The sequence below is a fragment of the Micromonospora halophytica genome (genome assembly GCF_900090245.1).
Lineage (GTDB): Bacteria > Actinomycetota > Actinomycetes > Mycobacteriales > Micromonosporaceae > Micromonospora > Micromonospora halophytica.
This window is the reverse complement of the sequence record NZ_FMDN01000007.1, coordinates 1-24,863: the sequence shown is the minus strand read 5'-3', so window position 1 is coordinate 24,863 and position 24,863 is coordinate 1. Positions and strand designations below refer to the sequence as shown.

Sequence of the window (24,863 nt, the reverse complement as noted above, 5' to 3'; positions counted from 1 at the left end):
GGCGGTCCCGCCCCCGTACCCCCTCCCCGGGGTGGTGGCGGGCCCGCCCGACGTCGGAGGAGCAGACGATGACAACGCAGCGCACCCGGTCGCTCGGGCGCCCGACACTCGACGCGGTCGCCGCCCGCGCGGGTGTCGGCCGCGGCACGGTCTCCCGGGTGGTCAACGGCTCACCCCAGGTCAGCCCGGAGGCCCGGGCCGCCGTGCAACAGGCGATCGCCGAGCTGGGGTACGTCCCGAACCGTGCCGCCCGGGCCCTGGTCACCCAGCGGACCGACTCGGTGGCGCTGGTGGTCTCCGAGTCGGGGGAGCGGGTCTTCACCGAGCCGTTCTTCGCCGGCATCGTCCGAGGCGTCAGCTCCGGGCTGCTGGAGACGCCGTTGCAGCTCTGGCTCGCCATGGTGCAGTCCCCGATCGAGCGGGAACGGGTCGAGCACCACCTGACCAACCAGCACGTCGACGGCGTCCTGCTGCTCTCGCTGCACGACTCCGACCCGCTGCCCACGCTGCTGGAGGAGCGGGGCCTGCCCACCGTGCTCGGCGGCCGGCCGGCACGCATGCTCCAGCCCGGGGCCCGGCCCTCCTGGTTCGTCGACGTGGACAACGTCGGCGGCGCCCGGCAGGCGGTCGAGCACCTGGCCCGCCGGGGGCGGCGGCGGATCGCCACCATTGCCGGTCCGCAGGACATGGGCGCCGGCCTGGCCCGCCTCGCCGGCTACCGGGACGCCGTGCGGGCCGCCGGGGCCGAGGTCGACCCCCGCATGATCGCGTACGGGGACTTCAGCGAGGGCAGCGGCGCGGCCGGTATGCGCCGGCTGCTGGAGGTCTGCCCCGACCTGGACGCCGTCTTCGTCGCCTCCGACCTGATGGCGTTCGGCGCGTTGAGGACGCTGCGCGAGGCGGGCCGCCGGGTGCCGGAGGACGTGGCGGTGATCGGCTTCGACGACGCTCCGGTCGCCCGGCAGGCCGATCCGCCGTTGACCACGGTCTTCCAGCCGGTGGAGGAGATGGGCCGGCAGATGGCGCGACTGCTGGTGGCCCGCATCCGGGGTGACGAGATCCTCAGCCCGCACATCCTGCTCGACACCCAGCTCATCCACCGCGCCTCCGCCTGACGGGGCGCGGGTGGCCGGGGTCACCCGGCGGGCGGCGGTCCCCGCGGGCGGCTCAGGCAGAGGCGGACCGGCGGCGCGGCCCGGTCACCTCGTACCCGAGCTCCGTCATTTCTTCCCGACCGCGTGCAGGCCGTGCCCGACCAGCGGCGCGACCATCTCGCCGATCCGGTCGAAGCCCGCACCGAGGGTCTGCCCGAGGGTGTGCCGGTAGTGGATGCCCTCGCAGATCACCGCGAGCTTGAAGCAGCCGAGCGCCACGTGCCAGTGCAACGGCCCGACGTCGACGTCGCTGCGCCCGGCGTAGCGCTCGATCAGCTCCGCCCCGGTGGGAAAGCCGGCGCGCGGGCCGATCCCGTCGGCGACCGGGTTGCCGGCGGCGAGGTCGCTGTCGCCGAGCACGTCCCAGTAGGTCAGCAGCAGCCCCAGGTCGGCCAGCGGGTCGCCCAGGGTGGCCATCTCCCAGTCGAGCACGGCGCGTACCGAGACCGGGTCGACGGTGGCGAGGAGGTTGTCCAGCCGGTAGTCACCGTGCACGATCCGCCCGGCGTTCGCCCCCTCCGGGACGCTGCCGGCCAGCAGGTCACGCAGCTCGTCGATGCCGGGCAGCGGGCGGCTGCGGGAGCGGTCGAGCTGCCCGGCCCAGCGGCGCACCTGCCGGCCGAGGTAGCCCTCGGGGCGGCCGAAGTCCGCCAGCCCCACCTCGGCCGGGTCGACGCTGTGCAGCGCGGCGAGGGTGTCCATCATCGCCATGGCCAGCTCGCGTCGTCGCGCGTCGCCGAGCGGGTCGGTCTGGGCGCGGCTGCGGAACACCTCGCCGGGGACCCGCTCCATCAGGTAGAAGGGCGCGCCGATGACGTCCGGGTCGTCGCAGTGCAGCAGGGCGGCGGGGACCGGCACCGCGGTCGGCGTCAGCGCCGAGATCACCCGGAACTCGCGGGCCATGTCGTGCGCGGTGGCCAGCACATGGCCGAGCGGCGGGCGGCGTAGCACCACCTCGTGCCCGCCGGAGCGCAGCAGGTAGGTCAGGTTGGACTTGCCGCCGGCGATCAGGGTGGCGGTCAGCGGCGCGGCGGCCAGCTCGGGCCGGTGGGTGGCCAGGTGGGCGGCGAGCCGGTCGAGGTCCAGCCCCTTCGGGGAGCCGCCCCGCGCGCCGGCGGCGTCCGCCCCGGCGGCCGGGGGATCGGTGGGGGACGTGGCGGGGGAGGCCGGAGAACTCCCAGGCCGGAGCGCGTCGACGGCCGGATCGGTCATCCGAATAGTTGATGGCAGCTCAGCTTTGTTGTCAAGGTCGGATTTTCCGCTCGGGACATGCCAGCGAAACGGGGGCGAAATGGTCAACCGGCAGGCTGGTGCCCAGCCTGCCGGCCGTCCCGGCCGGCCCGCCGAGCGGAGGGACTGACATGTTGCTGAGAGTTCGGGTGACCCTGCCGGACCGACCCGGCACGCTCGGCCAGGTGGCCCGCACGCTCGGCGTATCCGGCGCCGACATCGTCCAGGTCGTCGTCCTGGAACGGCTCGGCGGGCGGGCCGTGGACGACTTCACCGTCGTCTGGCCGGGAGCCGCCCGGGTGGAACGGCTGCTGGCCGGTCTGGCCGCCATCCCGGGAGTACGCGTCGACGGGGTGTGGCGGGCGATCGGCGCGCCGACCACCACCGGTCAGGACGCCGAACTGCTCGCCCAGGTCGCCGCGAACCCCACCGACGGGGTCGCCACCCTGGTCGACGCGGTGCCCGGGCTGCTCGCCGCCGACTGGGCGGTGGCCGCGGTGGTGCCGCTGGACTGGGCCTCGCGCAGCGGCGGCGGGACGGCGACCGTCGGGCACGCCAGCTGGCGGACGCCCGAACCGCCCCGGCTGCCCGAGGTGACCCCGCTGCGGGCCCGGGCGTCGACCGGCGTCGACGGCAGCCACTACGCGGTCGCGCCGTTCGGGCGGGCCGGTCTGGTGCTGGTCGTCGCGCGGGACCACACCGAGCCGCTCACCGCCGCCGCCTTCCACTCCACGGAGGTGGACCGGCTGGCCCAGCTCGTCCGGGCCGGCGCGGTGATCCTCGGCGACCGGCTCGACCTGGTCGGCCCACCGTCGGTGACCAGCGTCACCTGAGCCGGGCCAACGGTTCCCGGGGCGTCACCGCCGGGCAACGCCGTGGCAACAGCCGCCCGGCAGTGTCGTAGCGGGGAAGGGAGTGTGGACATGGCGTTGTGGCGGATCCGGGCGACGGTGGACGACCGGCCGGGTTACCTGTCGGTGCTCACGGCGAGTCTCGCCCTGCGCGGGGTCAACATCCTCACCGTGCAGGTGCACACCACCGAGGCGGGGGCGGTCGACGACTTCCTCGTCGACGCGCCGGACGCGCTCGGCGAGGCGGACCTGGTCGCCGCCGTGGAGCGGGGCCGGGGGCGGAACTGCTGGGTGGCGCGCAGCGAGGCGCGTGGCCTGGTGGACCAGCCGACCCGGGTGCTCGGGCTGGCGACCCGGCTGGTGCGGGACCCGGAGGCGACCGGGGAGGCGCTGCGCGCCCTGCTCGGCGCGGACGAGGTGACCTGGCGGGCGACGCCGGCCGGCCCGAGCGGTGGGGTCGGCGCGTCGACCATGCTGCTCGCCGACCCGAGCGGCGGCTCGTACGAGCTGCGCCGGCGGGAGCCGAGCTTCACCCCGGCCGAGTACGCCCGGGCGCAGGCGCTGGTCGAGCTGGCGGTCGGCGTCGCCCGCCGGGACGCCGACCGGGTGACCCTGGTGCTGCCCGACTCGTCCGAGACGGTCGTCCGCCCGGCGACCGTGGACGACCTGGCCGGCGTGGTGGAGCTGCACGAGGCGTGCTCGGCGCGCAGCCGGCAGCGGCGTTACCTGAGCGGGGCGGCGAGCCCGTCGCCGGGCCGGCTGCGCCGGCTGCTGGACCCGGCCCGGGGGGTCACCCTGGTCGCGACGGTCCCCGGCTCCGGCGGGGCGGCGGAGTCGGTCGTCGCGATGGCGAACCTCCTCGGTGAGGGGGACGAGGCCGAGGCGGCCCTGCTGGTCCGGGACGACTGGCAGCGGCGCGGTCTCGGCTCGGCGCTGCTGCGCCGGCTGCTGGGCCACGCCGACCGGGCCGGGTACGCCGCCGTGCTGCTGCACGTCCAGGCGGAGAACGCCCCGATGCTGCGCACCGTACGCCGGCTGGGCCGGTCGACCCCGGTCGAGCGGGACGGCTCCCTGCTGACCGTGACGGTGCCGCTGGCCGCCCGCGTCGCGTCGGCGGGCCGGGTCGGGCCGCCCCGGCAGGCCGACGCGACCGCCCGCGCGGACCGGCCGGGTTGAGACGACCCGACGGCGCGTGCCGCCGCTGCGGCGGGCGGGGCGACGCCGGTCCGTGACCACCCGGCGTCGGGTGACGGGTCCACCTCACCCGACGCCGCCGGCGACGGTATGACAACGGCCGAGTCCCCGGTGCTCTCCGGCGGGCGCCCGGGAAGGGCCGGTGCGGGGGCCCTGCCCGGGCCGGGGTCAGCCGAAGTGGGCGCCGGCGCGCCGGTGCCCGGAGACGCAGAACCGGTTCCCCTCCGGGTCGGCCAGGACGACGTACGGCCGCTGGCCGGGCTCCGGCTCGGTGGGACAGTGCCGCCAGTCGACCCGCCGCGCGCCCAGCCCCACCAGCCGCTCGACCTCCTCGTCGAGACCCCGTCCCCCCGCGTCCAGGTCCAGGTGGACGCGGGGGAACTCCTCCGGGGGCTCTGGCTGATGTCCATCGCGATCGCCGCGCCGGGCATGCCGGGCGGCGGTTCGACGACGATCCACTCGTCGCCGTCGCCGTCGCCGTCGCCGTCGCCGACGTAGCGGGGCGGTCGTCGTACGTAGCCGAGCGCGGCGGCCCAGCATCGGCCGGCGCGACGGTCGTCGGTGACGCCCGGGGAGATTTGACCGGTCATCGACATCAGCGGGTGCCAGCCGCCCCGGGATCAGGTCGCCGGGTAGCTGCTGTAGTCCGGGAAGTTGCCGTAGAGTCGGCCGTCGCCGCCCTGGGTGACCGCCTGCACCAGCAGGTCGCCGCCGACGAAGGCGCCCTTCCAGGAGGCGCCCCGGCCGCCGAACGGCTCGTCCCGGTCGCCTCGCGAGCGGGGCTTGTTGATGCCCACCTTGAACGCCTGCAGGTCGACCGCGAGCTTGCCGGCCAACTCCTCGTCGTCGCAGGCGAGCGAGGCCACCAGCGCGCCGTTGGAGGCGTTCATCGCGGCCAGCAGTTCGTCGGTGGTGTCCACCACGACGATGGTGTCGACCGGGCCGAACGGCTCGGCGTGCATCAGTCGGGACCGGCCGGGCGGGGCCAGCAGCACCGCCGGCGCGACGTACGCGGAGGTGTCCTGCCCGTCGAGGAAGGGCGCTCCGTCGAGCTTGCCGCGGTGCAGCGGCACCGCGCCGTGACGGACCGCGTCCTCGACCTTGCGGCGCAGCTCCTCGGCCTTGGCGGCGCTGATCAGCGGGCCGAAGTCCAGCTCGGGCAGCGGGTCACCGGCCCGCCAGTCCGCGCCGACGGCGAGCGGGTGTCCGAACCGGACGGAGCGCACCACCGGCAGGTACATGTCCAGGAACTCGTCCACCAGGTCGCGCTGGACGACGAAGCGCGGGTACGCGGTGCAGCGCTGCTTGCCGTACTCGAAGCCCTTCTTCAGGTGCGCGGCGAGCGTGTCCCACTGGGAGAAGTTCCACACGCCCCAGGCGTTGAGCCCCTCCTGCTCGATGAAGTGCCGCTTGTCGGTGTCGAGCAGCGCCGCGGCGACCTTGCCGCCGTTGGAGCGTCCGCCGACGAACGCCACCGCGCCGATCTCGGGCGCCCGGACCAGGACCTCGGAGAGCTCCTCGCCGCTGCCGGAGAGCAGCGTGGCGGGCAGCCCGGCGCGGCGCATCAGCGCGTGCGCCACGGTCAGGCAGACCGCGCCGCCCTGCGAGGGGGTCTTGGCGATCACCGCGTTGCCGGCGAGCAGTTGCACCAGTTCGGCGTGGACCAGCACGCTCATCGGGTAGTTCCAGGAGGCGATGTTGCTGACCGGGCCGGGCAGCGGCTCCCGCCCGTCGGCGAGCATCCGGTCGATCTCCTCGACGTACCAGCGGACGCCGTCCAGGGCGCGGTCCACGTCGGCGCAGGCCAGCCGCCAGGGCTTGCCGATCTCCCAGACCAGCAGCAGGGCGAGCAGGTCACGGTGCGCGGTGAGGGCGTCCAGGGCGTCGGTGACGCGGGCCTTGCGCTCGGCGAGCGGGGTGGCGGCCCAGTCGCGGTGCGCGGCAGCGGCCTGGGAGACCGCGGCGCGGGCGGTGTCGGCGTCGAGTCGGGCGATGTTGACCAGGACGGTGCTGTCGATCGGGGTGCGTACCGGGCTCGGGGCGCCGGCCGCCCGCCACTCGCCGGAGAGCAGGTTGTGCAGCGTGGTGACGCCGTCCGCCTCGGGCCCGAAGGCCTCCGGCACGGCGGCCACCGCGCGGGCGAGGGTGTCGGACCAGGCGGTGCCGTCGGCGAGTCGTAGAGCCATCGCGTTCTCCTCAGTCGACCGGGGAAAGCGGCGGCGTCGATGGCACCGCTGGTGTGGCGTACTGTCGCGCGCGGCTGAACGGGGCGGCAACAGTACGTTCGTATGTCAGGACGCGAATGGTGCTCTCTACCGTCCATTGCGCCGTTTGTTGAGCCTGGCGCAGGAGTGCTGAGCTGCGCATACGCCCATCAGCAATCGAGGATCGTCGATGGTGTGATGAATGCCTGCTTGTCGTCGGCGAGGGTTACCGGTCAGTACGGCACCGGGGGTCGTCCGGTCGGTGACGTGCGTCCTCGACGGAAGGGTTCGGCGAGGGCGGGTGGGGCCCACCGTCCCGACCGCCGCGGAACGCGAACCGGCCGCCGGAGCGGGATGCTCCGACGGCCGGTGGTGTCGCGGTGTGCGGTCAGCTGGTGAAGGTGATCCGGTCGCGACGACGCCGCAGCGCGGTCAGCGCGACACCGCCACCGATCAGCACGAGGCCGGTCACGGCGATGCCCGTGGTTGCCACGCCGGTCAGCGGCAGCTCGCCGTCGCTGCCGCCGGAACCGCCGGTGCTCGCGGACGGGGAGGTCGACTCGCTCGGGGTGTTCGACTCGCCGGGGGTGGGGGAGGTCGAGGTCGACGGGCTCGGCGACGCGGTGGTCGACGGCGTCGGGCTCGGGCTCTGCGACGGGGTGCCGGGGCAGGTGTGGCTCAGGTTGAACTTCTCCGCCTCGCCGCTGATCATGGCGCTGCCGTCGACCAGGGTCCAGCCCGCCGGGGTGAAGACGTAGGCGTGGATGACGCGCGAGTCCTGGCCGCCGGCGGAGTAGAGGAAGTCGGGGTAGGCGTCCGAGGCGTCCGGAACCTTGATCTCGACCTCGGTGATGCCGTCGGTGTAGGTCAGGGTGAGCGTCTCGAAGCTGCCGGACTCCTTGCCGCCGGGCAGTACGAAGTGCCAGCCGTCCTGGTTGGCGGCGCGGCCTTCGAAGCGCTCGTCACCGCAGATCTGGGTGGGGAAGTCCGCCGCCGTCGAACCCTTGTGGTCGGTGTGCAGCGGGATGGTGCTCGACGCCCAAGCCGGGGTGGCGAGGGCGAGGCAGGCCGTGGCGGCAGCCGCGCTGAAGGCCGCGCGCGCCACGTGCCGACGCTGTGGCATGAGGAAATCCTCCGAGATCGGTAGAGGGGACGGCACATGATCTCACGAGTGGCAGTCGCCTGCGGCATCGGACGATCGGCCTGAGCTGGGACGACGTGCCGGAGACATTCCGAGAATCCGGTCGGTCGAGACGCTGTGGACGGCGTGTCGCTGTAACACCTACGGCGCATCCGACGCTGCGTCCGGCGTGCTGCGGCCTTCACAAACCGGTGAGGTCCAGATTACATTGTCGAACATCCATGGGAGCGCTCCCGAGCCTCTTCTGGACCCTTCACCACCACCACAGCCTCCGGCGGCGGCCCACCACCTCCGACACCCGTCCCGTCCGGTGACCGCAGCCGGAGGCGTCAGCCACAGGAGCTCGCCATGCGCCATCCCCTCCGGTCGCCGCTGCGCGGCAGACCCTGGCTGCGCCGCGTCCTCGCCGCCGGCACCGCACTGACCAGTGGCCTGGCCCTGGCCGTCGCCGCCCCGTCCGCCGCGACCGCCGCCCCGGTCGACGCCGCCGCCGCGCCCGCTTTCAACTACGGCGCGGTCCGGGCCGGTGCGGGAGTGCGGACCGCCGACGCCGCCGCCGCGCCCGCTTTCAACTACGCAGAGGCGTTGCAGAAGTCGCTGCTCTTCTACGAGGCGCAGCAGTCCGGGAGGAAACCCGCCTGGAACCGGGTCTCCTGGCGCGGCGACTCGGCGCTCACCGACGGCGCCGACGTCGGGCTCGACCTCACCGGCGGCTGGTACGACGCCGGCGACCACGTGAAGTTCGGCTTCCCCATGGCGTTCAGCACCACCATGCTGGCCTGGGGCGCGGTGGAGTACCGCGACGGCTACGTCGCCTCCGGCCAGCTCCCGCACCTGCTCAACAACCTGCGCTTCGTCAACGACTGGTTCGTCAGGGCGCATCCCGCGCCGAACGTGCTCTACGGCCAGGTCGGCAAGGGCGACGACGACCACAAGTGGTGGGGGCCGGCCGAGGTCATGCCGATGGCGCGACCCGCGTACAAGATCGACGCGAGCTGTGGCGGCGCGGACCTGGCGGGTGAGACGGCGGCCGCGATGGCCGCGTCGTCGATGGTCTTCCGGCCCACCGACGCCGCCTACGCCGACAAACTGCTCGGGCACGCGAAGCAGCTCTACACCTTCGCCGACACGGTGCGGAAGAACTACCACGAGTGCATCACCGACGCGACCAGCTTCTACCGGTCCTGGAGCGGATACCAGGACGAGCTGGTGTGGGGCGCGATCTGGCTGCACCGGGCCACCGGAGACGCCGCCTACCTGGCCAAGGCCGAGAGCGAGTACGACAAGCTCGGCAACGAGAACCAGACCAGCACCAAGTCCTACAAGTGGACCATCGCCTGGGACAACAAGCAGTACGGCGCCTACGTGCTGCTGCACAAGCTCACCGGCAGGCAGAAGTACCTGGACGACGCCAACCGGTGGCTCGACTACTGGACCGTCGGCGTCAACGGCGTGCGCGTGCCCTACTCGCCGGGCGGGATGGCGGTGCTCGACTCCTGGGGCGCGCTGCGGTACGCGGCCAACACCAGCTTCGTCGCCCTGGTGCACAGCGACCACATCACCGACGCCACCCGCAAGGCGCGATACCACGACTTCGCCGTCCGGCAGATCAATTACGCGCTCGGCGACAACCCCCGCAACTCCAGCTACGTCATCGGCTTCGGGGCCAACCCGCCGAAGAACCCGCACCACCGCACCGCCCACGGCTCCTGGTGGGACAGCCAGACCGTGCCCGCCGAGACCCGGCACGTGCTCCACGGCGCGCTGGTCGGCGGCCCGTCCGCGGCCAACGACGCCTACACCGACAGCCGGTCGGACTACGTGATGAACGAGGTGGCCACCGACTACAACGCCGGCTTCACCTCGGCCCTGGTCCGGCTCACGAAGGAGTACGGCGGCAGCCCGCTCACCGGCTTCCCGACCGCCGAGACGCCGGACATCGACGAGCTGACCGTGGAGACCACGGTGATGCAGGCCGAGCCCCGGGCGACCGGGCTCAAGGCCGTCGTCTACAACAGGTCCGCCTTCCCGGCGCGGGCGCTGACCACGGCGAAGTTCCGCTACTACTTCCGCCCCGACGGCACCGGACCGGTGCAGGTCACCCCCGGCTACACCCAGGGCTGCCCGTCACCGTCGACCGCGAAGCAGTTCAGTGGCGACATCTGGTACGTCGAGGTCGACTGCACCGGACACACCATCGCCCCCGCCGGGCAGTCGCAGCACCGGATGGAGGTCCAGTTCAAGATCGGCGTGCCGGAGGGCGGCACCTGGGACCCGACCAACGACCCGTCGTACCAGGGGACCGCCGGGCCGAACCCGGCGGTGCCGCTCTACCACGACGGCACCCGGGTCTGGGGCTCCGAGCCCGGCCCGGCCACCCCGGACACCACCGCCCCGACCACGCCCGGCACGCCCGTCGCCTCGGCGGTCACCCCGACCGGGCTCACCCTGACCTGGCCGGCCTCCACCGACGCCGGTGGCAGTGGTCTGGCCGGCTACGAGGTCACCCAGGCGCAGGTGGGCAGCGATACGCTGCTGCTCCCGGCGTCGACCAACAGCCTCGCGGTGACCGGGCTGACGCCGGAGCGGACGTACCAGTTCTCGGTGCGGGCCCGCGACGGGGCCGGCAACCGGTCCACGGCCTCGCCGACGGTGTCGGTGACCACCCCCGCCGCGCCAGCCCCGGACACCACCGCACCCACCGCACCCGGCACCCCGACCACCTCGGCGGTCACCGCCACCGGGCTCACCCTGAGCTGGCCGGCGGCCACCGACAACGTCGGGGTCACCGGCTACCGGGTCTACCGGGAGGCCGGCGCGACCGACATCCTGGTCGGCTCGCCCACCACGACCACGCTGGCGCTGACCGGCCTGACCCCCGCGACGACCTACACCCACTACGTCGTCGCGGTGGACGCTGCCGGTAACACCTCCGTGGCCTCCGCGCCGGTCACCGTCACCACCGCCGACCCGCCGACCGGCGGCACCTGCACGGTCGCCTGGACGACCAGCGACTGGAGCACCGGCTTCACCGCGAACATCACGATCACCAACACCGGCACCAGCACGATCAACGGCTGGACGCTGGCCTTCACCTTCCCGAACGCCGGGCAGAAGGTCGGCCAGGGCTGGTCGGCCACGTACGCCCAGACCGGCACCGCGGTGACCGCCACGAACGTCTCCTACAACGGGACGCTCGCCCCGGGCGCGTCCACCAGCTTCGGTTTCAACGGCACCCACACCGGCGCCAACCCGAAGCCGACCGCCTTCACCCTCAACGGCGCCACCTGCACCATCGCCTGATCCGTCCCCGGAATCTTGGACAGTTGCCGTTCGCACCGGACGGCAACTGTCCAAGATTCATTCCTGGGGGCGCCAGCCGGCTGCGGTGAGGGCGCGGTGGAGGGTGGCGACGACCTCGTGCGGGCGGGCGCGGACCAGCCAGGCGGGGAAGCGCAGGATGCGGTCCCCGGTGGTCCAGATGTCGTTCTGCCGACGCATGTCCGCCGCCCAGTGCCGCACGTCCATGTGGTGCGACCCGTCGATCTCCACGTGCACACCCCACTCCCGCCAGTACGCGTCCAGCCAGCGGACCCGACCGGCGGCGTCGGCCCGCCGGTGTTGCAGGTCCGGCAGAGGCAGGCCGTGCCGTCGGCACAGCCGGACGAAGTTGATCTCGGACAGCGCCTCCGCCCCACCGGCGATGTCCGCCACGGTCTGTCGGATCAGCGCCCGGCGGGGTGCGCGGGGCAGCGCGTCGACCACCGCCCGGATTTCCTCGGGCGTCACCCGGCGCTGCTGGCAGCCCGCAGCGAGCAGCGTCTGCGCCTCGTCGACGTCGCGGGCCCAGCCCGCCGCGTCCACCAACGCACGGGCGGTCGTGGTGCGAGGTGGCCGGGCCAGTTGCAGGTGCGACTGCGGCAGCACGGCCGTGCGGTGCACGAGCACCGCCGCCATGTCGATCGGGAGGTTGCGCAGCACCGTCCGCGCCGCTCGTCGGGCCGCCGGCACCAGCACGTGCAGCGGAGCCAGGCGCAGCCCTCGTACCCCAGCCTCGGCCGCCGCCGTCGCCCCGGCCAGGACCGCGCCCCGACCCGCGGCCAGCACGGCGACCCACAACTGCTGGTCCCTGGTGAGCCGGCCGTTGCCGGTGAGCAGGATGCCACGGCAGACCGACCGCCATCGTCCGGACCGGACCAACCCTCGGACGACCCCTGCGGTAAGCAGGCGGGTGGCCTGGGCGGTGGTCACGACACCGGACTGTTCGAACACCAGCCAGTCCAGGGCATCCGCCCTGTCGGCGGGAAGCGCGGGCAACACCCGCCCCAGTGTGCCCATAGCACCCCCCGCGCGCTGCCCCGTCGACCGCAGATCTTGGACAGTTGTCGTTCGCATGGAACGGTAACTGTCCAAGATCCGGGGCATGCTGAACGCGTGACGCGAACGTTGCTGACGGTGGGGCACGGGGCGGCCGACCGGGAACGGCTGGGGGAACTGCTGACCGGGGCCGGGGTCGCGCTGGTCGTCGACGTCCGGCGGTACCCGGCCAGCCGGACCAACCCCGACGTGCGACGGGAGGCCCTCGAACGCTGGCTGCCGGAACGGGGCGTCGACTACCGCTGGGAGCCTCGGCTCGGCGGCCGCCGGCACACCCCGGCCGGCACCCCGGAGCCGGACACCTGGTGGACGGTCCCGGCGTTCCGGGCGTACGCGGCGTACACCCGCACCCCCGACTTCAGCGCGGCGCTGGACGACGTCCTGGCCGACGCGGGCACCCGGACCACAGCGGTGATGTGCAGCGAGAGCGTCTGGTGGCGCTGCCACCGCCGGCTGATCGCCGACGTCGCGGTGCTCGGCCACGACGTGCCGGTGCGGCACCTGATGCCGGACGGCCGGACCGTCCCGCACCGCCCGGCCGACGGGGCCCGTCGCGGCCCCGACGCCACCGTGCACTGGGACGGCTGACACGTACCCGGCCCACCGGCGGTTCAGCTCCGGGGCGGGGCCAGGCCACCCGGTGCGTCGCCGCCCGGGCCGCAGCCGACGCCGGCTGACCCTGTCCCGCCCACCGGCACCGTCCCGCCCACCGGCACCGTCCCGCCCACTGGCACCGGGCCGCCCACCGGCACCGGGGCGGTCACCGCAGCCCGGTCAGTCCGCGAGGTCGCCGGCGAGCAGGTCCATCAGCAGGGCGTCGTGCCAGGTGCCGTCCTCGGCCCGCTCGTAGCGGCGCATCACCCCGACCGGGCGGAAGCCGACCTTCGCGTACGCCCGGATCGCGGCGGTGTTCGCCGCCGCCGGATCGATGACGAGCCGGTGGTGCCCGTGGTCGTCGAACAGGTGGCGGGCCAGGGTGCGGATCGCGTCCCCGCCCAGGCCCGCCCCGCGTACCTGCGGGTCGAGGAAGACGTCCAACCCGGCGTGCCGGTAGTCGGGGTCGGTCTCGGCGTACCACTGGATCGCGCCGACCACCCGGCCGTCGTGTTCGATTGCGTACACGGTCAGGTCGGCGTCGGCCAGGTCGGCGCGGACCGCGCCGACCAGGTCGTCACCGCCGCGCCACCACCGGCGGACCTCCGGGGTGGCCCGGATGGCCGCGAGGGTGGGCACGTCCGCGTCCGTCACCGGACGCAGCGTCACCGACCGCCCCCGCAGCACCTGCTCAGCCCCGGATCTCGCCGTGCTCGACGCAGGCCGCCGACCAGCCGACCGGCAGCACCTGCACCTTCATCCGGCGGCGGCAGTGCGCACAGTAGCGCGGCGGCTCCAGGACGCGGGCCGCCGCGCACGCCGCGTGCCCGCCGGTCGCCGACTCCCCGCCGCACCGGTCGCACCAGGGCGGGGCCGTGGCACCGGCGCGGTCGGTCGGCCGCACGGGCTCGGCAAGCTCGGTCACCGTCGCCTCACAGGGTCTCCGACAGCGCCTTCACCGGCATTTTCAGGTCCTCGAGCAGGTCGAGGTCCGCCGTCGCCGGTCGGCCCAGGGTGGTCAGGTAGTTGCCGACGATCACCGCGTTGATGCCGCCGAGCAGACCGTCGCGGGTGCCCAGGTCACCGAGGGTGATCTCGCGGCCGCCCGCGTACCGGAGAATGGTGCGCGGCATGGCCAGCCGGAACGCGGCGATGGCGCGCAGCGCGTCCTTGCCCTCCACCACCGGACGGTCGCCGAGCGGGGTGCCCGGCCGCGGGTTGAGGAAGTTCAGCGGCACCTCGTGCGGGTCCAGTTCGGCGAGCTGCGCGGCGAACTCGGCGCGCTGCTCCACCGACTCGCCCAGGCCGAGGATGCCGCCGCAGCAGACCTCCATGCCGGACTCGCGGACCATCCGCAGCGTCTCCCAGCGCTCCTCCCAGGAGTGCGTGGTGACCACGTTGGGGAAGTAGGAGCGGCAGGTCTCCAGGTTGTGGTTGTACCGGTGCACGCCCATGTCGACCAGCTCGTCGACCTGCTCCTGGCTGAGCATGCCCAGCGAGGCGGCGACCTGGATGTCGACCTCGGCCCTGATGGCGGCGACACCCTCGCGCATCTGCTTCATCAGCCGGGCGTCCGGGCCACGCACGGCGGCCACGATGCAGAACTCCGTCGCCCCGGTCTTCGCGGTCTGCTTCGCCGCCTCGACCAGCGAGGGGATGTCCAGCCAGACCGAGCGGACCGGGGAGGTGAACAGCCCCGACTGCGAGCAGAAGTGGCAGTCCTCCGGGCAGCCGCCGGTCTTCAGCGACACGATGCCCTCCACCTCGACCTCCGGGCCGCACCACCGCATCCGCACCTCGTGGGCGAGCTGGAGGGCGGCGGGCAGGTGCTCGTCGGGCAGGTTGAGCACGGCGAGGACACCGGACTCGTCGAGACCGACGCCGTTCTCCAGCACCTGGGTCCGGGCCTGGTCGAGGATCTCTGGCATGGCTCGTACCCTACAAGGCCCCCGGGTGGCCGGGAACGCCCACGTCGGGCCCGTGCCCGGGTCGTCCGCGGGGTCCGTACCGCCACCGGTGCGGTGGGGCCGCGCCACGCCGTGCGGCGCCGGCCGGGTGGTAATTTCGCCCGGCGGCGCGCCGATCCCCGGCACGCCGGCGACACAGGCGGAGGGAGGCGGGGACGGTGGTGGACTGGTTGGCGGCGCTGGACCGTCGGGCCGGGCTGCGCGCCAAGGCCGGGCTGACCCGCACGCTGCGCCCCCGGGCCGCCGGCGACGCCGTGGTCGACCTCGCCGGCAACGACTACCTCGGCCTGGCCACCCACCCCGAGGTCACCGCCGCCGCCGCGCGGGCGCTGGCCGCGTACGGGCTGGGGGCCACCGGGTCGCGGCTGGTCCGCGGCTCCACCGACGTCCACCACGCGCTGGAGGACGCCCTCGCCGACTGGCTCGGCGTCGACCGGGCGCTCGTCTTCTCCTCCGGCTACCTGGCCAACCTCGCCGCCGTCCGGGGCCTGACGCAGCCGCGTACCCTGCTGGTCTCCGACGCCCACAACCACGCCTCGCTGATCGACGGCTGCCGGATCTCCGGCGCGGAGACCGTGGTCACCGCGCACGCCGACGTCGACGCGGTGGCCGCCGCGCTCGCCGCCGCCCCCGGCCGCCCGGCCGTGGTGGTGACCGAGTCGGTCTTCTCCGTCGACGGCGACCTCGCCCCGCTGGCCGACCTGCACGCCGTGGCCCGCCGGCACGGCGCGCTGCTGCTGGTCGACGACGCGCACGCGCTCGGGGTCACCGGGCCGGACGGAGCCGGCGGGGTGGCCGCGGCCGGTCTCGCCGGCGAACCCGACGTGGTGGTCACCGCCACCCTCTCCAAGGCGCTCGGCGGTGCGGGTGGAGTGGTCGCCGGTCCGGCCGAGTTCGTCCGGCACCTGGTCGAGACGGGCCGGACGTTCATCTTCGACACCGCGCCGCCCCCTGCGGTCGCCGCCGGCGTACGCGCCGCCGTCGCGCTGGCCCGGGCCGGCGACGACCTGCGTGCGGAGCTGGCCGACCGGGCCGCGCTGGCGGTCCGCCGGCTGACCGCCGCCGGCCTGACGGTCTCCGCCCCGGACGCGGCAGTGGTGTCGGTGACCGCCCCCGGCCCTGAGGCCGCCACCGCCTGGGCCGCCGACTGCCGCGACCGGGGTGTCGCGGTCGGCTGCTTCCGCCCGCCGTCCACCCCGGACAGCCGCTCCCGGCTGCGGCTGACCATCTCCGCCGGGATCGGCCGGGCCGACTTCGCGCGGGCGCTGGACGTGATCGTGGAGTGCGCGCCGTGAGCGCGCCGGCTGGGGCGGAGGTGCTGCGGTGACCACGCCGTGGAAGGGAGCGGTGCTGGTCACCGGCACCGACACCGAGGTCGGCAAGACCGTGGTGACGGCCGCGATCACCGCGGCCGCCCAGGCCGCCGGCATGCGGGTCGCGGTCGTCAAGCCGGGTCAGACGGGTACGGCCACCGGGGAACCCGGCGACGTCGACTCGGTGACCCGGCTCGCCGCCCCGTTCACCGGGCGGACCCTGGCCAGCTACCCCGACCCGCTCGCCCCGCTCGCCGCGGCCCGGGTCGCCGAGCTGGAGCCGCTGGAGCTCTACACCGCCGTCGACGCGATCCGCGCCGAGGTCGACAAGCACGACCTGGTTCTGGTCGAGGGGGCCGGCGGGCTGCTCGTGCCGATGGGACTGCGCCCCTCCGGCGAACCGTGGACCGTCGCCGACCTGGCCGTCTCCCTCGGCGCCCCGGCCGTGGTGGTGGTCCGCGCCGGCCTCGGCACCCTCAACCACACCGCGCTCACCCTGGAGGCGCTGGAACGCCGGGCGATCCCCGCCGGGGTGGTGATCGGCGCCTGGCCGGCGGAGCCGGAGCTGGTGCACTGGGCCAACCTGACCGAGCTGGTGCCGAATCTGCTCGGCGCGCTGCCGGCCGGCGCCGGGGCGATCGACCCGGGGGTGTTCCGCCGCTCCGCGCCCGGCTGGCTCACCCCGGCCCTGTACGGCGTGCTCGACGACTGGCGTGCCTGGGCCGAGGACGCCGGCTGAGCACCTGACCTTCGTGCCGGTGTCCGGGTCGGCACAGGCGTCGGGTGCGCACCCGGACCTCGCCGTGGGTGCGCTCGACGGTCAGCCCCGGCGGACGACGAACGAGTCCGGCATCCGGAAGGTGAGGTTGTCCGGGCACCAGGGCGGGCGGGCCACCCGCACCCCGTCGAGCAGCGTCGCCGCCTCGGTCACCACGACCGCCGCCTCCATCCGGGCCAGGTGCGCGCCCACGCAGCGGTGCGCCCCGGCCCCGAAGGCCAGGTGCCGGCGCGACCCGCGTTGCCCGGGCAGGAACCGTCCCGGCGTGGCGACCACGTCGGGGTCGCGTCCGGCGCGGGCCAGCCAGAGCACCACACTGGTTCCCGCCGCCACCGCCGTCCCGCCCAGCGTGGCGTCCACCGCGGCCACCCGCCGCCAGGTCACGATCGGCGGCTCCAGCCGCAGCCCTTCCTCGACCACGTCGGCGACCGCCACCGTGCCGGCCCGCAGCCCGGCGCGGACCGCCGGCTCGGCGGTGAGCCGGTGCAGCAGCAGGGTGAGGAACTGCGAGGTGGTCTCCTGGCCGGCCACCAGCAGGAAGAACAGGGCGCCGACGACCACGTCGGGGGAGTGCCCGTCGGCGCGCAGCGTGGCGGCCAGGCCACCCCCGGTGGCGGCGAAGTCGCGCAGCACCGTGTGGAAGCGCCCCACCTCGGCGGCGAGGGCGAGCTGCCGGTCGGTGTCCAGTGGGGCCCAGAACAGCTCCAGCGCGGCCCGGGCGAAGTCCTTCACCGCCTCGACCGGGGCGTCCGGCAGTTCGACGAGCCGGGCCAGCACCAGCAGCGGCAGGTCGGCGGCGAGTTCGGCGTACAGGTCGACCGGCTCCCCGGCGTCGAGGGCGGCGGCGAGCCGGGCCACCCGCTGCCGGACCAGGCCGGTCAGCCAGGGCTGCTGGGCGGCCACCCGGGTGGGGTGCAACGCCTCGGCGACGACGGTCCGGATCGCCGGGTGGCTGGCCGAGGAGTTGTTGGCCAGGGTCGGCGGCAGCCGGAACCGGTGCCCGGCGAGCACCCGCAGCGCCGCCACCGGAAGCGGGGTCACCGCGTCCAGGGCGTTGTCGGGCCGCCAGGTCACCGGGTCGGCGAGGACCTGCCGGACCAGCGCGTGCCGGGTGACCACCAGATGGTCGACCCCGACGTGGTCGGCGACGACGGCCACGTCGGGCCACCGCTCGTCGACGGACTCCCCCCAGCCCTGGAACAGCACGCCGTCACGCTAGCGGGCGGCTCCCGGCAGGGCGGCGTCCAGTTCCCAGACGGTGGTGTGCTTCACCCGTACGCTCTCCAGCGCCTCCGGCACCGGCACGTCGTACCCGGCCAGCTCGCGGAACCGCTCGCGGGGCAGGAAGGCCCGCCCCGGGTCGCCGACCAGCACCCGGGCCCCGGACCGGGCGGCCCGGAGCAGGAAGCGCAGCATCCGTCTCGCCATCGCCTCGCTGTAGAAGACGTCCCCGGCGAGCACCACCTCGGCGTCGGCGGCGTCACCGTCGAGGATGTCGCCGAACTCGGCGTCGACGCGTACCCCGTTGGCCTCGGCGTTGAGCGCGACGGCGGCCACCGCCCGCTCGTCGACCTCGACGGCCCGGACCGACGCCGCGCCGGCCCGGGCGGCGGCGATGGCGACCAGGCCGGAGCCGGAGGCCAGGTCGAGCACCCGACGGCCGGCCACCAGATCGGGGTGGTCGGTGACGTACCGGGCCAGCCCCTGCCCGCCGGCCCAGGCGAACGCCCAGAACGGCGGCGGCTGGGCGCTGCGGAACTCGCCCTCGGTCAGCTCCCAGAGCCCGATCGGCTCGTCGGCCTGGTGCAGCCGCACCTCCGGGACGAAGGCCACCGGGGCGAGACGGGCGTGCAGCCGGACGAAGGCGGTGGCGAGATCGGACACCCGTGGATTGTCCCCCGGCGTCGTTCCCGGGCGTGTCGCGGGTCGACGGTGACCGGTTCACCACTGTGCGTGACAACCCGTCCCAAGATTCACGGCTCGTGCGAACACGCCCGTCTACCCGCTTCCCCGCACCGCTCATAGCGTGGCGGTTGGACGGGACCGGCAGAGGGCAGAAGGAGGATGACGGTGGCGACGGTGTGGCGCAACGCGGTGCGGCTCGGGGTGGTGCTGGCCTGCCTGTCGGCGACAGGGCTCGTGGCCCCCGCACCGGCGTTCGCCGCCTTCGCCACCGAGCTGAGCGGACTGCCCGACGAGTTCACCGCCGGCGGTGAGGTGCGGACGGTCTCCGCGGTGGTCTCCCGCACCGATCCCGGCGGGTGCGTGAAGGTCCGCTGGTCGATGGTGCTCACCGTCGACGGGCTCCGGCTGGACCAGGTGAAGATGGACCGGGTCGAGGAGTCCGGCATCTTCCCCCTCCAGATCCAGACCGAGGGGGCCGTGGCCCGGCTGACCGACCGCCGGCTCGACCCGGGCACCCTCTGCCCCGACCGTACGGTCACCGCCCGCTACCGGGTGGCCTTCGACGCCGACGTCACCCGGGGGCGGATCACCCTCGCCGCCGAGGCGTACGACCCGAACCTGCGCCTGCTCGCCCGGCGGACCGCCACCCGCGACGTGGTCGGCCCGGACGCGACCGCACCGGCGAGCAGCCGCGCGCCGGAGCCGGCGGAGTCGCAGGCGAGCGTCGAGGAGTCCGACGCGGCCGACGAGCCGGCCGGGCAGGCCGAGGGGGCGGTGGCCGAGGTGCCACCCGCCGCCGGTCGCCCGACGTCCGGTAGCGCGACCGGCGGGTTCGGTGTGGTGCAGGCGGCCTTCCTGCTCGGCGGGCTGTTGCTCTTCCTCGGCGCCGGGCTGCTGCTGCGGCTGCGGCAGTTGACCCGCGAGTCCTGAAGGGACGAAGGGGGGCGGCCTGCCGTTCGAGCGTCCCCGCCGCTGGACGCCGGCGCGTCGCTGACCGGGGGCCGCCGCAGGTCGACGTATCCCTGCCGGCCCTCCCGGGCGACCACGCCGAGCCGCGGCTGCCCGAAGCCGGGCGCCACCGCGAGGAGCCGGCACGTCCCGGCGACCGCCTCGAAGGTGTCCGGGTCGGCACGGACAACGTCGTCGGTGACGGTACGCGCCGCCCCGGTCACTCCATTCGCTTTACAAAAAGGTGCCACTTGTAAATTGACGTGACTGGTGCCACAGTCGGGGGAGCAGCCCGACAGATCGGAGGTTGGCGATGACCCTCGGCACCGCGACGGCCGGACCCGTCGCCTGGCGTGACACCCGCAAGCCGCTCTGGCCGCTGGCCCTGCTGGTCCCGGTCCTGCCCTTCCTGGGCTTTCTCGCCTGGCGGGGCACCGGCGACGCCTGGGCCTGGTGGCTCACCCCGCTGGTCGTCTTCGGGCTCATCCCGGCGGTCGACCTGCTGATCGGCGACGACCGGCGCAACCCGCCCGAGGAGGCGATGGCCCGGCTGTCGGCCGACGGCTACTACCGCTGGCTCACCTACCTCTGGCTGCCCGCCCAGTACGCCGCCCTGGTGCTCTGCTGCGCCGTCTGGACCGGTGGCGAGCTGTCCTGGATCGGCGCGGCCGGGCTGGTCGCCACCGTCGGCGTGGTCAACGGCATCGCCATCAACACCGCCCACGAGCTGGGGCACAAGCGGGAGACGGCGGAGCGCTGGCTCTCCAAGATCGCGCTCGCGCCCACCGGGTACGGGCACTTCCACGTCGAGCACAACCGGGGCCACCACACCCGGGTCGCCACCCCGGAGGACCCGGCCAGCTCACGGCTGGGGGAGAGCTTCTGGGCGTTCTGGCCGCGTACCGTCGTGGGCGGTCTGCGGTCGGCCTGGCGACTGGAGACGGGCCGGTTCCGGTTGCGCGGCCGCAGCCCCTGGACGTGGCGCAACGACATCCTCAACGCCTGGGCGATGAGCGTCGTGCTCCACGCCGTGCTGGCGGTTGCCTTCGGCCCGGGGGTGCTGGTGTTCCTGGCGCTCCAGGCGGTGGTCGGCTTCTCCCTGCTGGAGGTGGTCAACTACCTGGAGCACTACGGGCTGGCCCGGCAGCGCACCTCCGCCGGCCGCTACGAGAAGGTCGATCCCCGGCACAGCTGGAACAGCGACCGGACGGTCACCAACGTCTTCCTCTTCCAACTCCAGCGGCACAGCGACCACCACGCCAACCCGCTGCGCCGTTACCAGACCCTGCGCAGCTTCGACTCCTCGCCGCAGCTGCCCGCCGGTTACGCCGCCATGGTCGTCGCCGCGCTGGTTCCCCCGCTCTGGCGGCGGGTGATGGACCGCCGGGTGCTCGCCCACTACGGCGGTGACCTCGGCCTGGCCAACGTCCACCCGCCGGCTCTGCGCCGGCTGCGGGAGCGCCATGACCGTCGCCCCGCTGCCCCCTCCTGAGGTACGCCCGCTGCCGGGCCGTCGCGACTGCCGTGTGTGCCGCGCCTGCCGGTCCGTCGGTCCCGCGCCCGGCCGGCCGGGCGGGGTCAGGCCGGTGGGGTCCAGTCCGGGTCACGGCCGAAGGCGGCGATGAGCCGGTCCTGTTCGTCGGCGTCGGCGGGCACGTCGACGCCGGGCCGCACCAGGTCGCCGCGCCGGTAGTCCGCCGCCCGGCCGGCGAACCAGCGGGCGCAGGCGGCGACCGCCTCGCCGTCCAGGCGTGGGTCCGCGCCGATCGCCACCGCCAGGTCCCATCCGTGTACGAGATGCTCGGCGATGAGCTGGTGCAGGTACTCGCCGGCCGCCGTCTCGCCGGCCGAGAGGTGCACGGTCGTGTCCAGCGCGCCGGGGTGGGTCGCGGCCACCTCGGCCTGCGACGCCGCCTGCCGAGCGGTGTCCACCGGGTCGTCGCCGAGCTGGTCGCCGTCGAAACGGTCGCCGATCTCGGCGACCGTCCGACCGGCGAGCAGCGGCACCGTCCACCGGTCCTCGGCCACCACGTGGTTGACCAGGGTGCGCACGTCCCAGCCCGGGCAGGGCGTCGGGTCCGACCACTGCGCCGGGGCCACCTGCTCCACCCGGTCGATGAATTCGGCCAGGCTCCGCCGGTACGTCTCGAGCAGGTCCATGCCGTCGATTGTCCGGCTGTTCGTGTCGGTCCGGGCGGTTTTGCGGCCCGCCCGTCAGATCGGCCCCGCCGGGGCGGAGCCGGTCGGTCTGGCGGGCCGGGCCGGCGGGTCGACGCCGGTCAGTCGAGCTGGCTCTGGTCGAGGCCCAGCTCGCGGGCGGCGACCAGGCGGATCCACTCACCGACCTGACGGCGGGTGATCACCCGCTCGTGCACCGCCAACTGGACGGCCAGTCCGTCCATCACCGCGTTGATCCGCCAGGCGGCGCCGGCCGGGTCGGTGCAGACGAAGGTGCCGTCGGCCACCCCGTGGCTGATCACCGCGGCCAGGTCCTGACGCCAGCGCAGGTCGAGCCGGCGGCAGACCTTCTCCAGTTCCGGGGTGCGCAGCGATTCCGCCCATCCGTCGATCCACATCGACCAGGAGATCGACCGGCCGGCGGGGGTGTAGAGCCGCAGCAGTCGGCGCAGCTTGGTCAGCGGCGGGGTGGAGGACCGGACCACCGCGTCCAGTCGGGCCAGGTCCTGCTCGACCGCGTACGCGAAGGCCTGGGCGAGCAGGCGTTCCTTGGTGGCGAAGTGGTAGAACACCAGGGCCTGGCTGACCCCGGCGGCCTGCGCCACGTCGGCCGTCCGGGTGTTGGCGAGTCCACGCTCGACGATCACGTCGCAGGCCGTGCGCAGCAGGGAATCCAGGCGGACATCGGCGGCACGTCTCGTCACGCCGGTTACGGTAACCCATCGAAGTGAGCACAGCGCGTCACCGAACCGGCCGGTTGCGTCCTCGACAGTCGGAAGCCGGACAGCCGCTCGACGCCTCGACGGCCCGCTGCGCAGGGCCGCTCGACCTGCCGTAGGGGCAGTTCCGACCTCCCTGCGGCGGCCCTCGTCCCGTGCCGCCTCACCACCCAGTCTCCTAGGAAGCTTCAGGGGTCGTGTGCGCGCAGGCAGCCCCGGGTGGCGCGCCGGAACCACCCCCGATTTGGCACTTGTTCGACGGCTCGGCTAAAGTTCTCATCCGTCACCGGGAACGCCCGGAGACAAGCGGACGTAGCGCAGCTGGTAGCGCATCACCTTGCCAAGGTGAGGGTCGCGGGTTCGAATCCCGTCGTCCGCTCGGAGATGCCGCCACGCATGACGGGGGCAACCTCGGTGGGGTGGCCGAGAGGCGAGGCAACGGCCTGCAAAGCCGTGTACGCGGGTTCAAATCCCGTCCCCACCTCGGTACGAGCACGGGCGATTGGCGCAGTGGGAGCGCGCTTCCTTGACACGGAAGAGGTCACTGGTTCAAACCCAGTATCGCCCACCAGCGACGAAGGGTCGGTCCTCCGGGACCGGCCCTTCGTCGTTCCGTCAGCCGCGATCAGCAGGGCAGGGCGGACACCACCCGGCTCAGCACGTCGCGCAGCAGCGCCCCGTCGATCGGCTCCCCGACCGCGATCATGGCGACCGTCACCAGCACGCACGCCGGCCACCGGTTCCCGGTGGCCGGCGTGGAGTCGACCGGTGTGCGGGGGCGGACCGTTCAGCTCCGGCGGCCGCGCCCCTGGTCGTCACAGCGGCGGGGCGACGTCCCGTCGCTCCTCGACCCGCCGGTACTCGACCGGCTCGGTCGTCGTGGCGACCACCTCGCGGCGGCGGCCCCAGAGCAGCGCCGTGATGACGAGGCCGAGCAGGCCGGCCGCCATCAGGATCCAACCGACGACGTCGAGGTTGACGCCACCGACGCTCGCGTCCAGCGCGAAGGTCAGGATCGCGCCGACCGCGAGCAGGAAGATGCTCGTTCCGATTCCCACGACAGCCTCCTTCAGGGGGATGCGGTGTGCTGTCGAGGACAGTCAGTACCCCGTCGTTGACCAGCGCAATCACCCGGGCCGGACGAAACCGGCGGGGCGGGCGCGGCGGCGATCTTGGCATCGGGTAGAGTTCTGTCTGTCGCCGGGGAAACCGGGCGGCACGCGGACGTAGCGCAGCTGGTAGCGCATCACCTTGCCAAGGTGAGGGTCGCGGGTTCGAATCCCGTCGTCCGCTCTCGACCACGGGCGATTGGCGCAGTGGGAGCGCGCTTCCTTGACACGGAAGAGGTCACTGGTTCAAACCCAGTATCGCCCACCAGACCGCGAAGCCCCGGCTCACGACGAGCCGGGGCTTCTGTCGTACCCGGGGGTCAGTCAGTCCACCGGCGCGAGCTGCGCGACCAGGTCCGCGGCGGTGTGCCGGCGGATCCGGGTGGTGTCCGGGCCGTCAGGGTGCAGCGCGTAGACCCGGGCGGCGTCGCGGACCGGGGCGTCACCACGCACCAGAGCCGCGAACGTCGCCGGCTGCGGCTGCCCGGCGGACGTCTCCTCCGCCGGCCCGAGGTGGGTCAGCCGGGCGGCGAAGTCCCGCAGGCTCTCGCCCGGCTGGCGGCGGTAGGTGCGCACGCCGTCGGCGCGGACCTGTACCCGTTCGGCCCGGGCGGCGGCGTACCAGCACGCCACCTCCCACAGGCTGGGCCGGAACCCGCCGTCGAAGTCCTTGAACAGCGGCAGGTGCGGCACGTGCGCGCCGACCAGGGTGGCGAGGCCGGTGAGCAGGGCGGAGCCGAGGGCGGCGAGCCGGGCCGGTTCCTGCCGGCACAGGTACGCGCGCAGCCGCGCCCCGACGACGTAGCCGAGGCTCAGCGCGTCGGCCTCCAGCGCCCGTACTCCCGTCTCGGTGGGGAGGGGAGTGCCACGCTCACGCCGCTTCGACCCGGCCAGCAGTCCCGGCGCGACCAGGCCACGGCGCAGCAACGCCAGCGCGGCCGGGTCGGTGGTGGGGCGGGCAGGGCTGGTGAGGCGTGGACAAGTGGTCATCCCGGTTGTGCTGGTGGATAGGCCGCTGGCCGGCACCCCATCGGGGTGCCGGCCAGCGTTGTGGTGCGGGGTGGGGTCAGCTGTTCCAGTGTTCGGTGACGAGGTCGGCGGCCTGCTGCTCCCACTGGGCGTAGTGGTCCGGGTAGGCCGAGACCTGCACGGTCTGGGCGGCCTGGGTCAGCGGCATGTCCTGCCACCCGTCGACCTGCTT

23 protein-coding genes and 5 tRNA genes are annotated in these 24,863 nt (G+C 74.2%); 14 read left to right on the top strand and 14 right to left on the bottom strand.

Annotated elements, in window-relative coordinates; genetic code table 11:
• Positions 1 to 68: 68 nt before the first annotated feature.
• Positions 69 to 1,115, top strand: coding sequence for a LacI family DNA-binding transcriptional regulator (locus GA0070560_RS12300; RefSeq protein WP_091295146.1), 1,047 nt, complete (start codon positions 69 to 71; stop codon positions 1,113 to 1,115).
• A 105-nt stretch (positions 1,116 to 1,220) separates the two neighbouring features.
• Here the strand turns inward: GA0070560_RS12300 and GA0070560_RS12295 are convergent, their stop codons facing one another.
• Entirely contained in the window at positions 1,221 to 2,366 is a 1,146-nt protein-coding gene (locus GA0070560_RS12295; RefSeq protein WP_091295142.1) for a phosphotransferase family protein, read from the bottom strand.
• A gap of 149 nt (positions 2,367 to 2,515) precedes the next feature.
• Here GA0070560_RS12295 and GA0070560_RS12290 point away from each other — a divergent pair, with 149 nt between their 5' ends.
• Together GA0070560_RS12290 and GA0070560_RS12285 are read left to right on the top strand one after the other, a co-directional pair.
• Positions 2,516 to 3,217 carry an ACT domain-containing protein gene (locus GA0070560_RS12290; protein WP_091295139.1) on the top strand — a complete coding sequence of 234 codons (702 nt, stop codon included), beginning with the start codon at positions 2,516 to 2,518 and terminating at the stop codon, positions 3,215 to 3,217.
• A gap of 90 nt (positions 3,218 to 3,307) precedes the next feature.
• Positions 3,308 to 4,411, top strand: coding sequence for a GNAT family N-acetyltransferase (locus tag GA0070560_RS12285; RefSeq protein WP_091295136.1), 1,104 nt, complete (start codon positions 3,308 to 3,310; stop codon positions 4,409 to 4,411).
• Between the two features lie 186 nt (positions 4,412 to 4,597).
• On the opposite strand, the gene GA0070560_RS12280 is transcribed toward GA0070560_RS12285, so the two are convergent.
• From GA0070560_RS12280 to GA0070560_RS12270, 3 genes are all read right to left on the bottom strand, one after another.
• On the bottom strand, positions 4,598 to 4,888 hold the full coding sequence (locus tag GA0070560_RS12280) for a VOC family protein (RefSeq protein ID WP_245675488.1): 291 nt from the start codon (positions 4,886 to 4,888) through the stop codon (positions 4,598 to 4,600).
• A gap of 161 nt (positions 4,889 to 5,049) precedes the next feature.
• Complete coding sequence (locus tag GA0070560_RS12275) at positions 5,050 to 6,615, bottom strand: aldehyde dehydrogenase family protein (RefSeq protein ID WP_091295133.1); 1,566 nt, start codon at positions 6,613 to 6,615, stop codon at positions 5,050 to 5,052.
• Between the two features lie 406 nt (positions 6,616 to 7,021).
• Complete coding sequence (locus GA0070560_RS12270) at positions 7,022 to 7,756, bottom strand: LPXTG cell wall anchor domain-containing protein (protein WP_091295130.1); 735 nt, start codon at positions 7,754 to 7,756, stop codon at positions 7,022 to 7,024.
• Positions 7,757 to 8,122: 366 nt separating this feature from the next.
• On the opposite strand from GA0070560_RS12270, the gene GA0070560_RS12265 reads away from it, so the two are divergent.
• Positions 8,123 to 11,077 carry a glycoside hydrolase family 9 protein gene (locus GA0070560_RS12265; RefSeq protein ID WP_091295127.1) on the top strand — a complete coding sequence of 985 codons (2,955 nt, stop codon included), beginning with the start codon at positions 8,123 to 8,125 and terminating at the stop codon, positions 11,075 to 11,077.
• Between the two features lie 57 nt (positions 11,078 to 11,134).
• Here GA0070560_RS12265 and GA0070560_RS12260 read toward each other — a convergent pair whose 3' ends face one another.
• Positions 11,135 to 12,094 carry an endonuclease domain-containing protein gene (locus GA0070560_RS12260; protein WP_245675487.1) on the bottom strand — a complete coding sequence of 320 codons (960 nt, stop codon included), beginning with the start codon at positions 12,092 to 12,094 and terminating at the stop codon, positions 11,135 to 11,137.
• Between the two features lie 114 nt (positions 12,095 to 12,208).
• Here GA0070560_RS12260 and GA0070560_RS12255 point away from each other — a divergent pair, with 114 nt between their 5' ends.
• Positions 12,209 to 12,739: a DUF488 domain-containing protein gene (locus GA0070560_RS12255; protein WP_091295121.1), complete on the top strand. Its 531-nt coding sequence runs from the start codon at positions 12,209 to 12,211 to the stop codon at positions 12,737 to 12,739.
• A gap of 186 nt (positions 12,740 to 12,925) precedes the next feature.
• Here GA0070560_RS12255 and GA0070560_RS12250 read toward each other — a convergent pair whose 3' ends face one another.
• The 3 genes from GA0070560_RS12250 to bioB are packed head-to-tail and all read right to left on the bottom strand — an operon-like array spanning position 12,926 to position 14,673.
• Entirely contained in the window at positions 12,926 to 13,432 is a 507-nt protein-coding gene (locus GA0070560_RS12250) for a GNAT family N-acetyltransferase (protein ID WP_091295118.1), read from the bottom strand.
• Positions 13,433 to 13,436: 4 nt separating this feature from the next.
• The gene (bsaP, locus tag GA0070560_RS12245) at positions 13,437 to 13,670 is read right to left on the bottom strand and encodes a biotin synthase auxiliary protein BsaP (protein ID WP_091295115.1); all 234 of its coding nucleotides are present in this window, start codon (positions 13,668 to 13,670) and stop codon (positions 13,437 to 13,439) included.
• A gap of 7 nt (positions 13,671 to 13,677) precedes the next feature.
• On the bottom strand, positions 13,678 to 14,673 hold the full coding sequence (gene bioB, locus GA0070560_RS12240; RefSeq protein WP_091295111.1) for a biotin synthase BioB: 996 nt from the start codon (positions 14,671 to 14,673) through the stop codon (positions 13,678 to 13,680).
• Positions 14,674 to 14,870: 197 nt separating this feature from the next.
• On the opposite strand from bioB, the gene GA0070560_RS12235 reads away from it, so the two are divergent.
• Entirely contained in the window at positions 14,871 to 16,007 is a 1,137-nt protein-coding gene (locus GA0070560_RS12235) for an 8-amino-7-oxononanoate synthase (protein ID WP_091295108.1), read from the top strand.
• A 52-nt stretch (positions 16,008 to 16,059) separates the two neighbouring features.
• Entirely contained in the window at positions 16,060 to 16,764 is a 705-nt protein-coding gene (gene bioD / locus GA0070560_RS12230; protein WP_091295728.1) for a dethiobiotin synthase, read from the top strand.
• A gap of 81 nt (positions 16,765 to 16,845) precedes the next feature.
• Here the strand turns inward: bioD and GA0070560_RS12225 are convergent, their stop codons facing one another.
• Together GA0070560_RS12225 and GA0070560_RS12220 are read right to left on the bottom strand one after the other, a co-directional pair.
• On the bottom strand, positions 16,846 to 18,009 hold the full coding sequence (locus GA0070560_RS12225) for a cytochrome P450 (RefSeq protein ID WP_091295106.1): 1,164 nt from the start codon (positions 18,007 to 18,009) through the stop codon (positions 16,846 to 16,848).
• A gap of 9 nt (positions 18,010 to 18,018) precedes the next feature.
• Positions 18,019 to 18,687: a class I SAM-dependent methyltransferase gene (locus tag GA0070560_RS12220; RefSeq protein ID WP_091295103.1), complete on the bottom strand. Its 669-nt coding sequence runs from the start codon at positions 18,685 to 18,687 to the stop codon at positions 18,019 to 18,021.
• A gap of 180 nt (positions 18,688 to 18,867) precedes the next feature.
• Here GA0070560_RS12220 and GA0070560_RS12215 point away from each other — a divergent pair, with 180 nt between their 5' ends.
• Both GA0070560_RS12215 and GA0070560_RS12210 read left to right on the top strand, forming a co-directional pair.
• Positions 18,868 to 19,638, top strand: coding sequence for a hypothetical protein (locus GA0070560_RS12215; protein WP_091295100.1), 771 nt, complete (start codon positions 18,868 to 18,870; stop codon positions 19,636 to 19,638).
• A 331-nt stretch (positions 19,639 to 19,969) separates the two neighbouring features.
• Entirely contained in the window at positions 19,970 to 21,148 is a 1,179-nt protein-coding gene (locus tag GA0070560_RS12210) for an alkane 1-monooxygenase (protein ID WP_091295095.1), read from the top strand.
• Between the two features lie 86 nt (positions 21,149 to 21,234).
• On the opposite strand, the gene GA0070560_RS12205 is transcribed toward GA0070560_RS12210, so the two are convergent.
• Both GA0070560_RS12205 and GA0070560_RS12200 read right to left on the bottom strand, forming a co-directional pair.
• On the bottom strand, positions 21,235 to 21,816 hold the full coding sequence (locus GA0070560_RS12205) for a TIGR03086 family metal-binding protein (RefSeq protein WP_091295092.1): 582 nt from the start codon (positions 21,814 to 21,816) through the stop codon (positions 21,235 to 21,237).
• 119 nt (positions 21,817 to 21,935) lie between these two features.
• Complete coding sequence (locus tag GA0070560_RS12200) at positions 21,936 to 22,538, bottom strand: TetR/AcrR family transcriptional regulator (RefSeq protein ID WP_091295088.1); 603 nt, start codon at positions 22,536 to 22,538, stop codon at positions 21,936 to 21,938.
• A 321-nt stretch (positions 22,539 to 22,859) separates the two neighbouring features.
• On the opposite strand from GA0070560_RS12200, the gene GA0070560_RS12195 reads away from it, so the two are divergent.
• The 3 genes from GA0070560_RS12195 to GA0070560_RS12185 all read left to right on the top strand — a co-directional run bounded on the left by GA0070560_RS12195 (position 22,860) and on the right by GA0070560_RS12185 (position 23,124).
• Positions 22,860 to 22,932, top strand: a tRNA-Gly gene (locus tag GA0070560_RS12195).
• 34 nt (positions 22,933 to 22,966) lie between these two features.
• A tRNA-Cys gene (locus GA0070560_RS12190) sits at positions 22,967 to 23,037 on the top strand.
• 12 nt (positions 23,038 to 23,049) lie between these two features.
• Positions 23,050 to 23,124: transfer RNA gene (locus tag GA0070560_RS12185), tRNA-Val, on the top strand.
• A gap of 244 nt (positions 23,125 to 23,368) precedes the next feature.
• Here GA0070560_RS12185 and GA0070560_RS12180 read toward each other — a convergent pair.
• Positions 23,369 to 23,611 (bottom strand): DUF6458 family protein, encoded by a 243-nt coding sequence (locus GA0070560_RS12180; RefSeq protein ID WP_091295084.1) that lies wholly within the window; start codon positions 23,609 to 23,611, stop codon positions 23,369 to 23,371.
• 162 nt (positions 23,612 to 23,773) lie between these two features.
• Between GA0070560_RS12180 and GA0070560_RS12175 the strand changes: the two genes are divergently transcribed.
• A tRNA-Gly gene (locus GA0070560_RS12175) sits at positions 23,774 to 23,846 on the top strand.
• Positions 23,847 to 23,855: 9 nt separating this feature from the next.
• A tRNA-Val gene (locus GA0070560_RS12170) sits at positions 23,856 to 23,930 on the top strand.
• A 56-nt stretch (positions 23,931 to 23,986) separates the two neighbouring features.
• Here the strand turns inward: GA0070560_RS12170 and GA0070560_RS12165 are convergent.
• Positions 23,987 to 24,652, bottom strand: a complete 666-nt coding sequence (locus tag GA0070560_RS12165; RefSeq protein WP_139131485.1) for a hypothetical protein — start codon at positions 24,650 to 24,652, stop codon at positions 23,987 to 23,989.
• Positions 24,653 to 24,863: the final 211 nt, after the last annotated feature.

Coding starts and splice junctions, on each gene's coding strand:
- GA0070560_RS12300 (WP_091295146.1), top strand. CDS start 69: ATGACAACGCAGCGCACCCGGTCGCTCGGGCGCCCGACACTCGACGCG.
- GA0070560_RS12295 (WP_091295142.1), bottom strand. CDS start 2,366: ATGACCGATCCGGCCGTCGACGCGCTCCGGCCTGGGAGTTCTCCGGCC.
- GA0070560_RS12290 (WP_091295139.1), top strand. CDS start 2,516: ATGTTGCTGAGAGTTCGGGTGACCCTGCCGGACCGACCCGGCACGCTC.
- GA0070560_RS12285 (WP_091295136.1), top strand. CDS start 3,308: ATGGCGTTGTGGCGGATCCGGGCGACGGTGGACGACCGGCCGGGTTAC.
- GA0070560_RS12275 (WP_091295133.1), bottom strand. CDS start 6,615: ATGGCTCTACGACTCGCCGACGGCACCGCCTGGTCCGACACCCTCGCC.
- GA0070560_RS12270 (WP_091295130.1), bottom strand. CDS start 7,756: ATGCCACAGCGTCGGCACGTGGCGCGCGCGGCCTTCAGCGCGGCTGCC.
- GA0070560_RS12265 (WP_091295127.1), top strand. CDS start 8,123: ATGCGCCATCCCCTCCGGTCGCCGCTGCGCGGCAGACCCTGGCTGCGC.
- bioB (WP_091295111.1), bottom strand. CDS start 14,673: ATGCCAGAGATCCTCGACCAGGCCCGGACCCAGGTGCTGGAGAACGGC.
- GA0070560_RS12215 (WP_091295100.1), top strand. CDS start 18,868: ATGACGGTGGCGACGGTGTGGCGCAACGCGGTGCGGCTCGGGGTGGTG.
- GA0070560_RS12210 (WP_091295095.1), top strand. CDS start 19,970: ATGACCCTCGGCACCGCGACGGCCGGACCCGTCGCCTGGCGTGACACC.
- GA0070560_RS12205 (WP_091295092.1), bottom strand. CDS start 21,816: ATGGACCTGCTCGAGACGTACCGGCGGAGCCTGGCCGAATTCATCGAC.
- GA0070560_RS12165 (WP_139131485.1), bottom strand. CDS start 24,652: ATGACCACTTGTCCACGCCTCACCAGCCCTGCCCGCCCCACCACCGAC.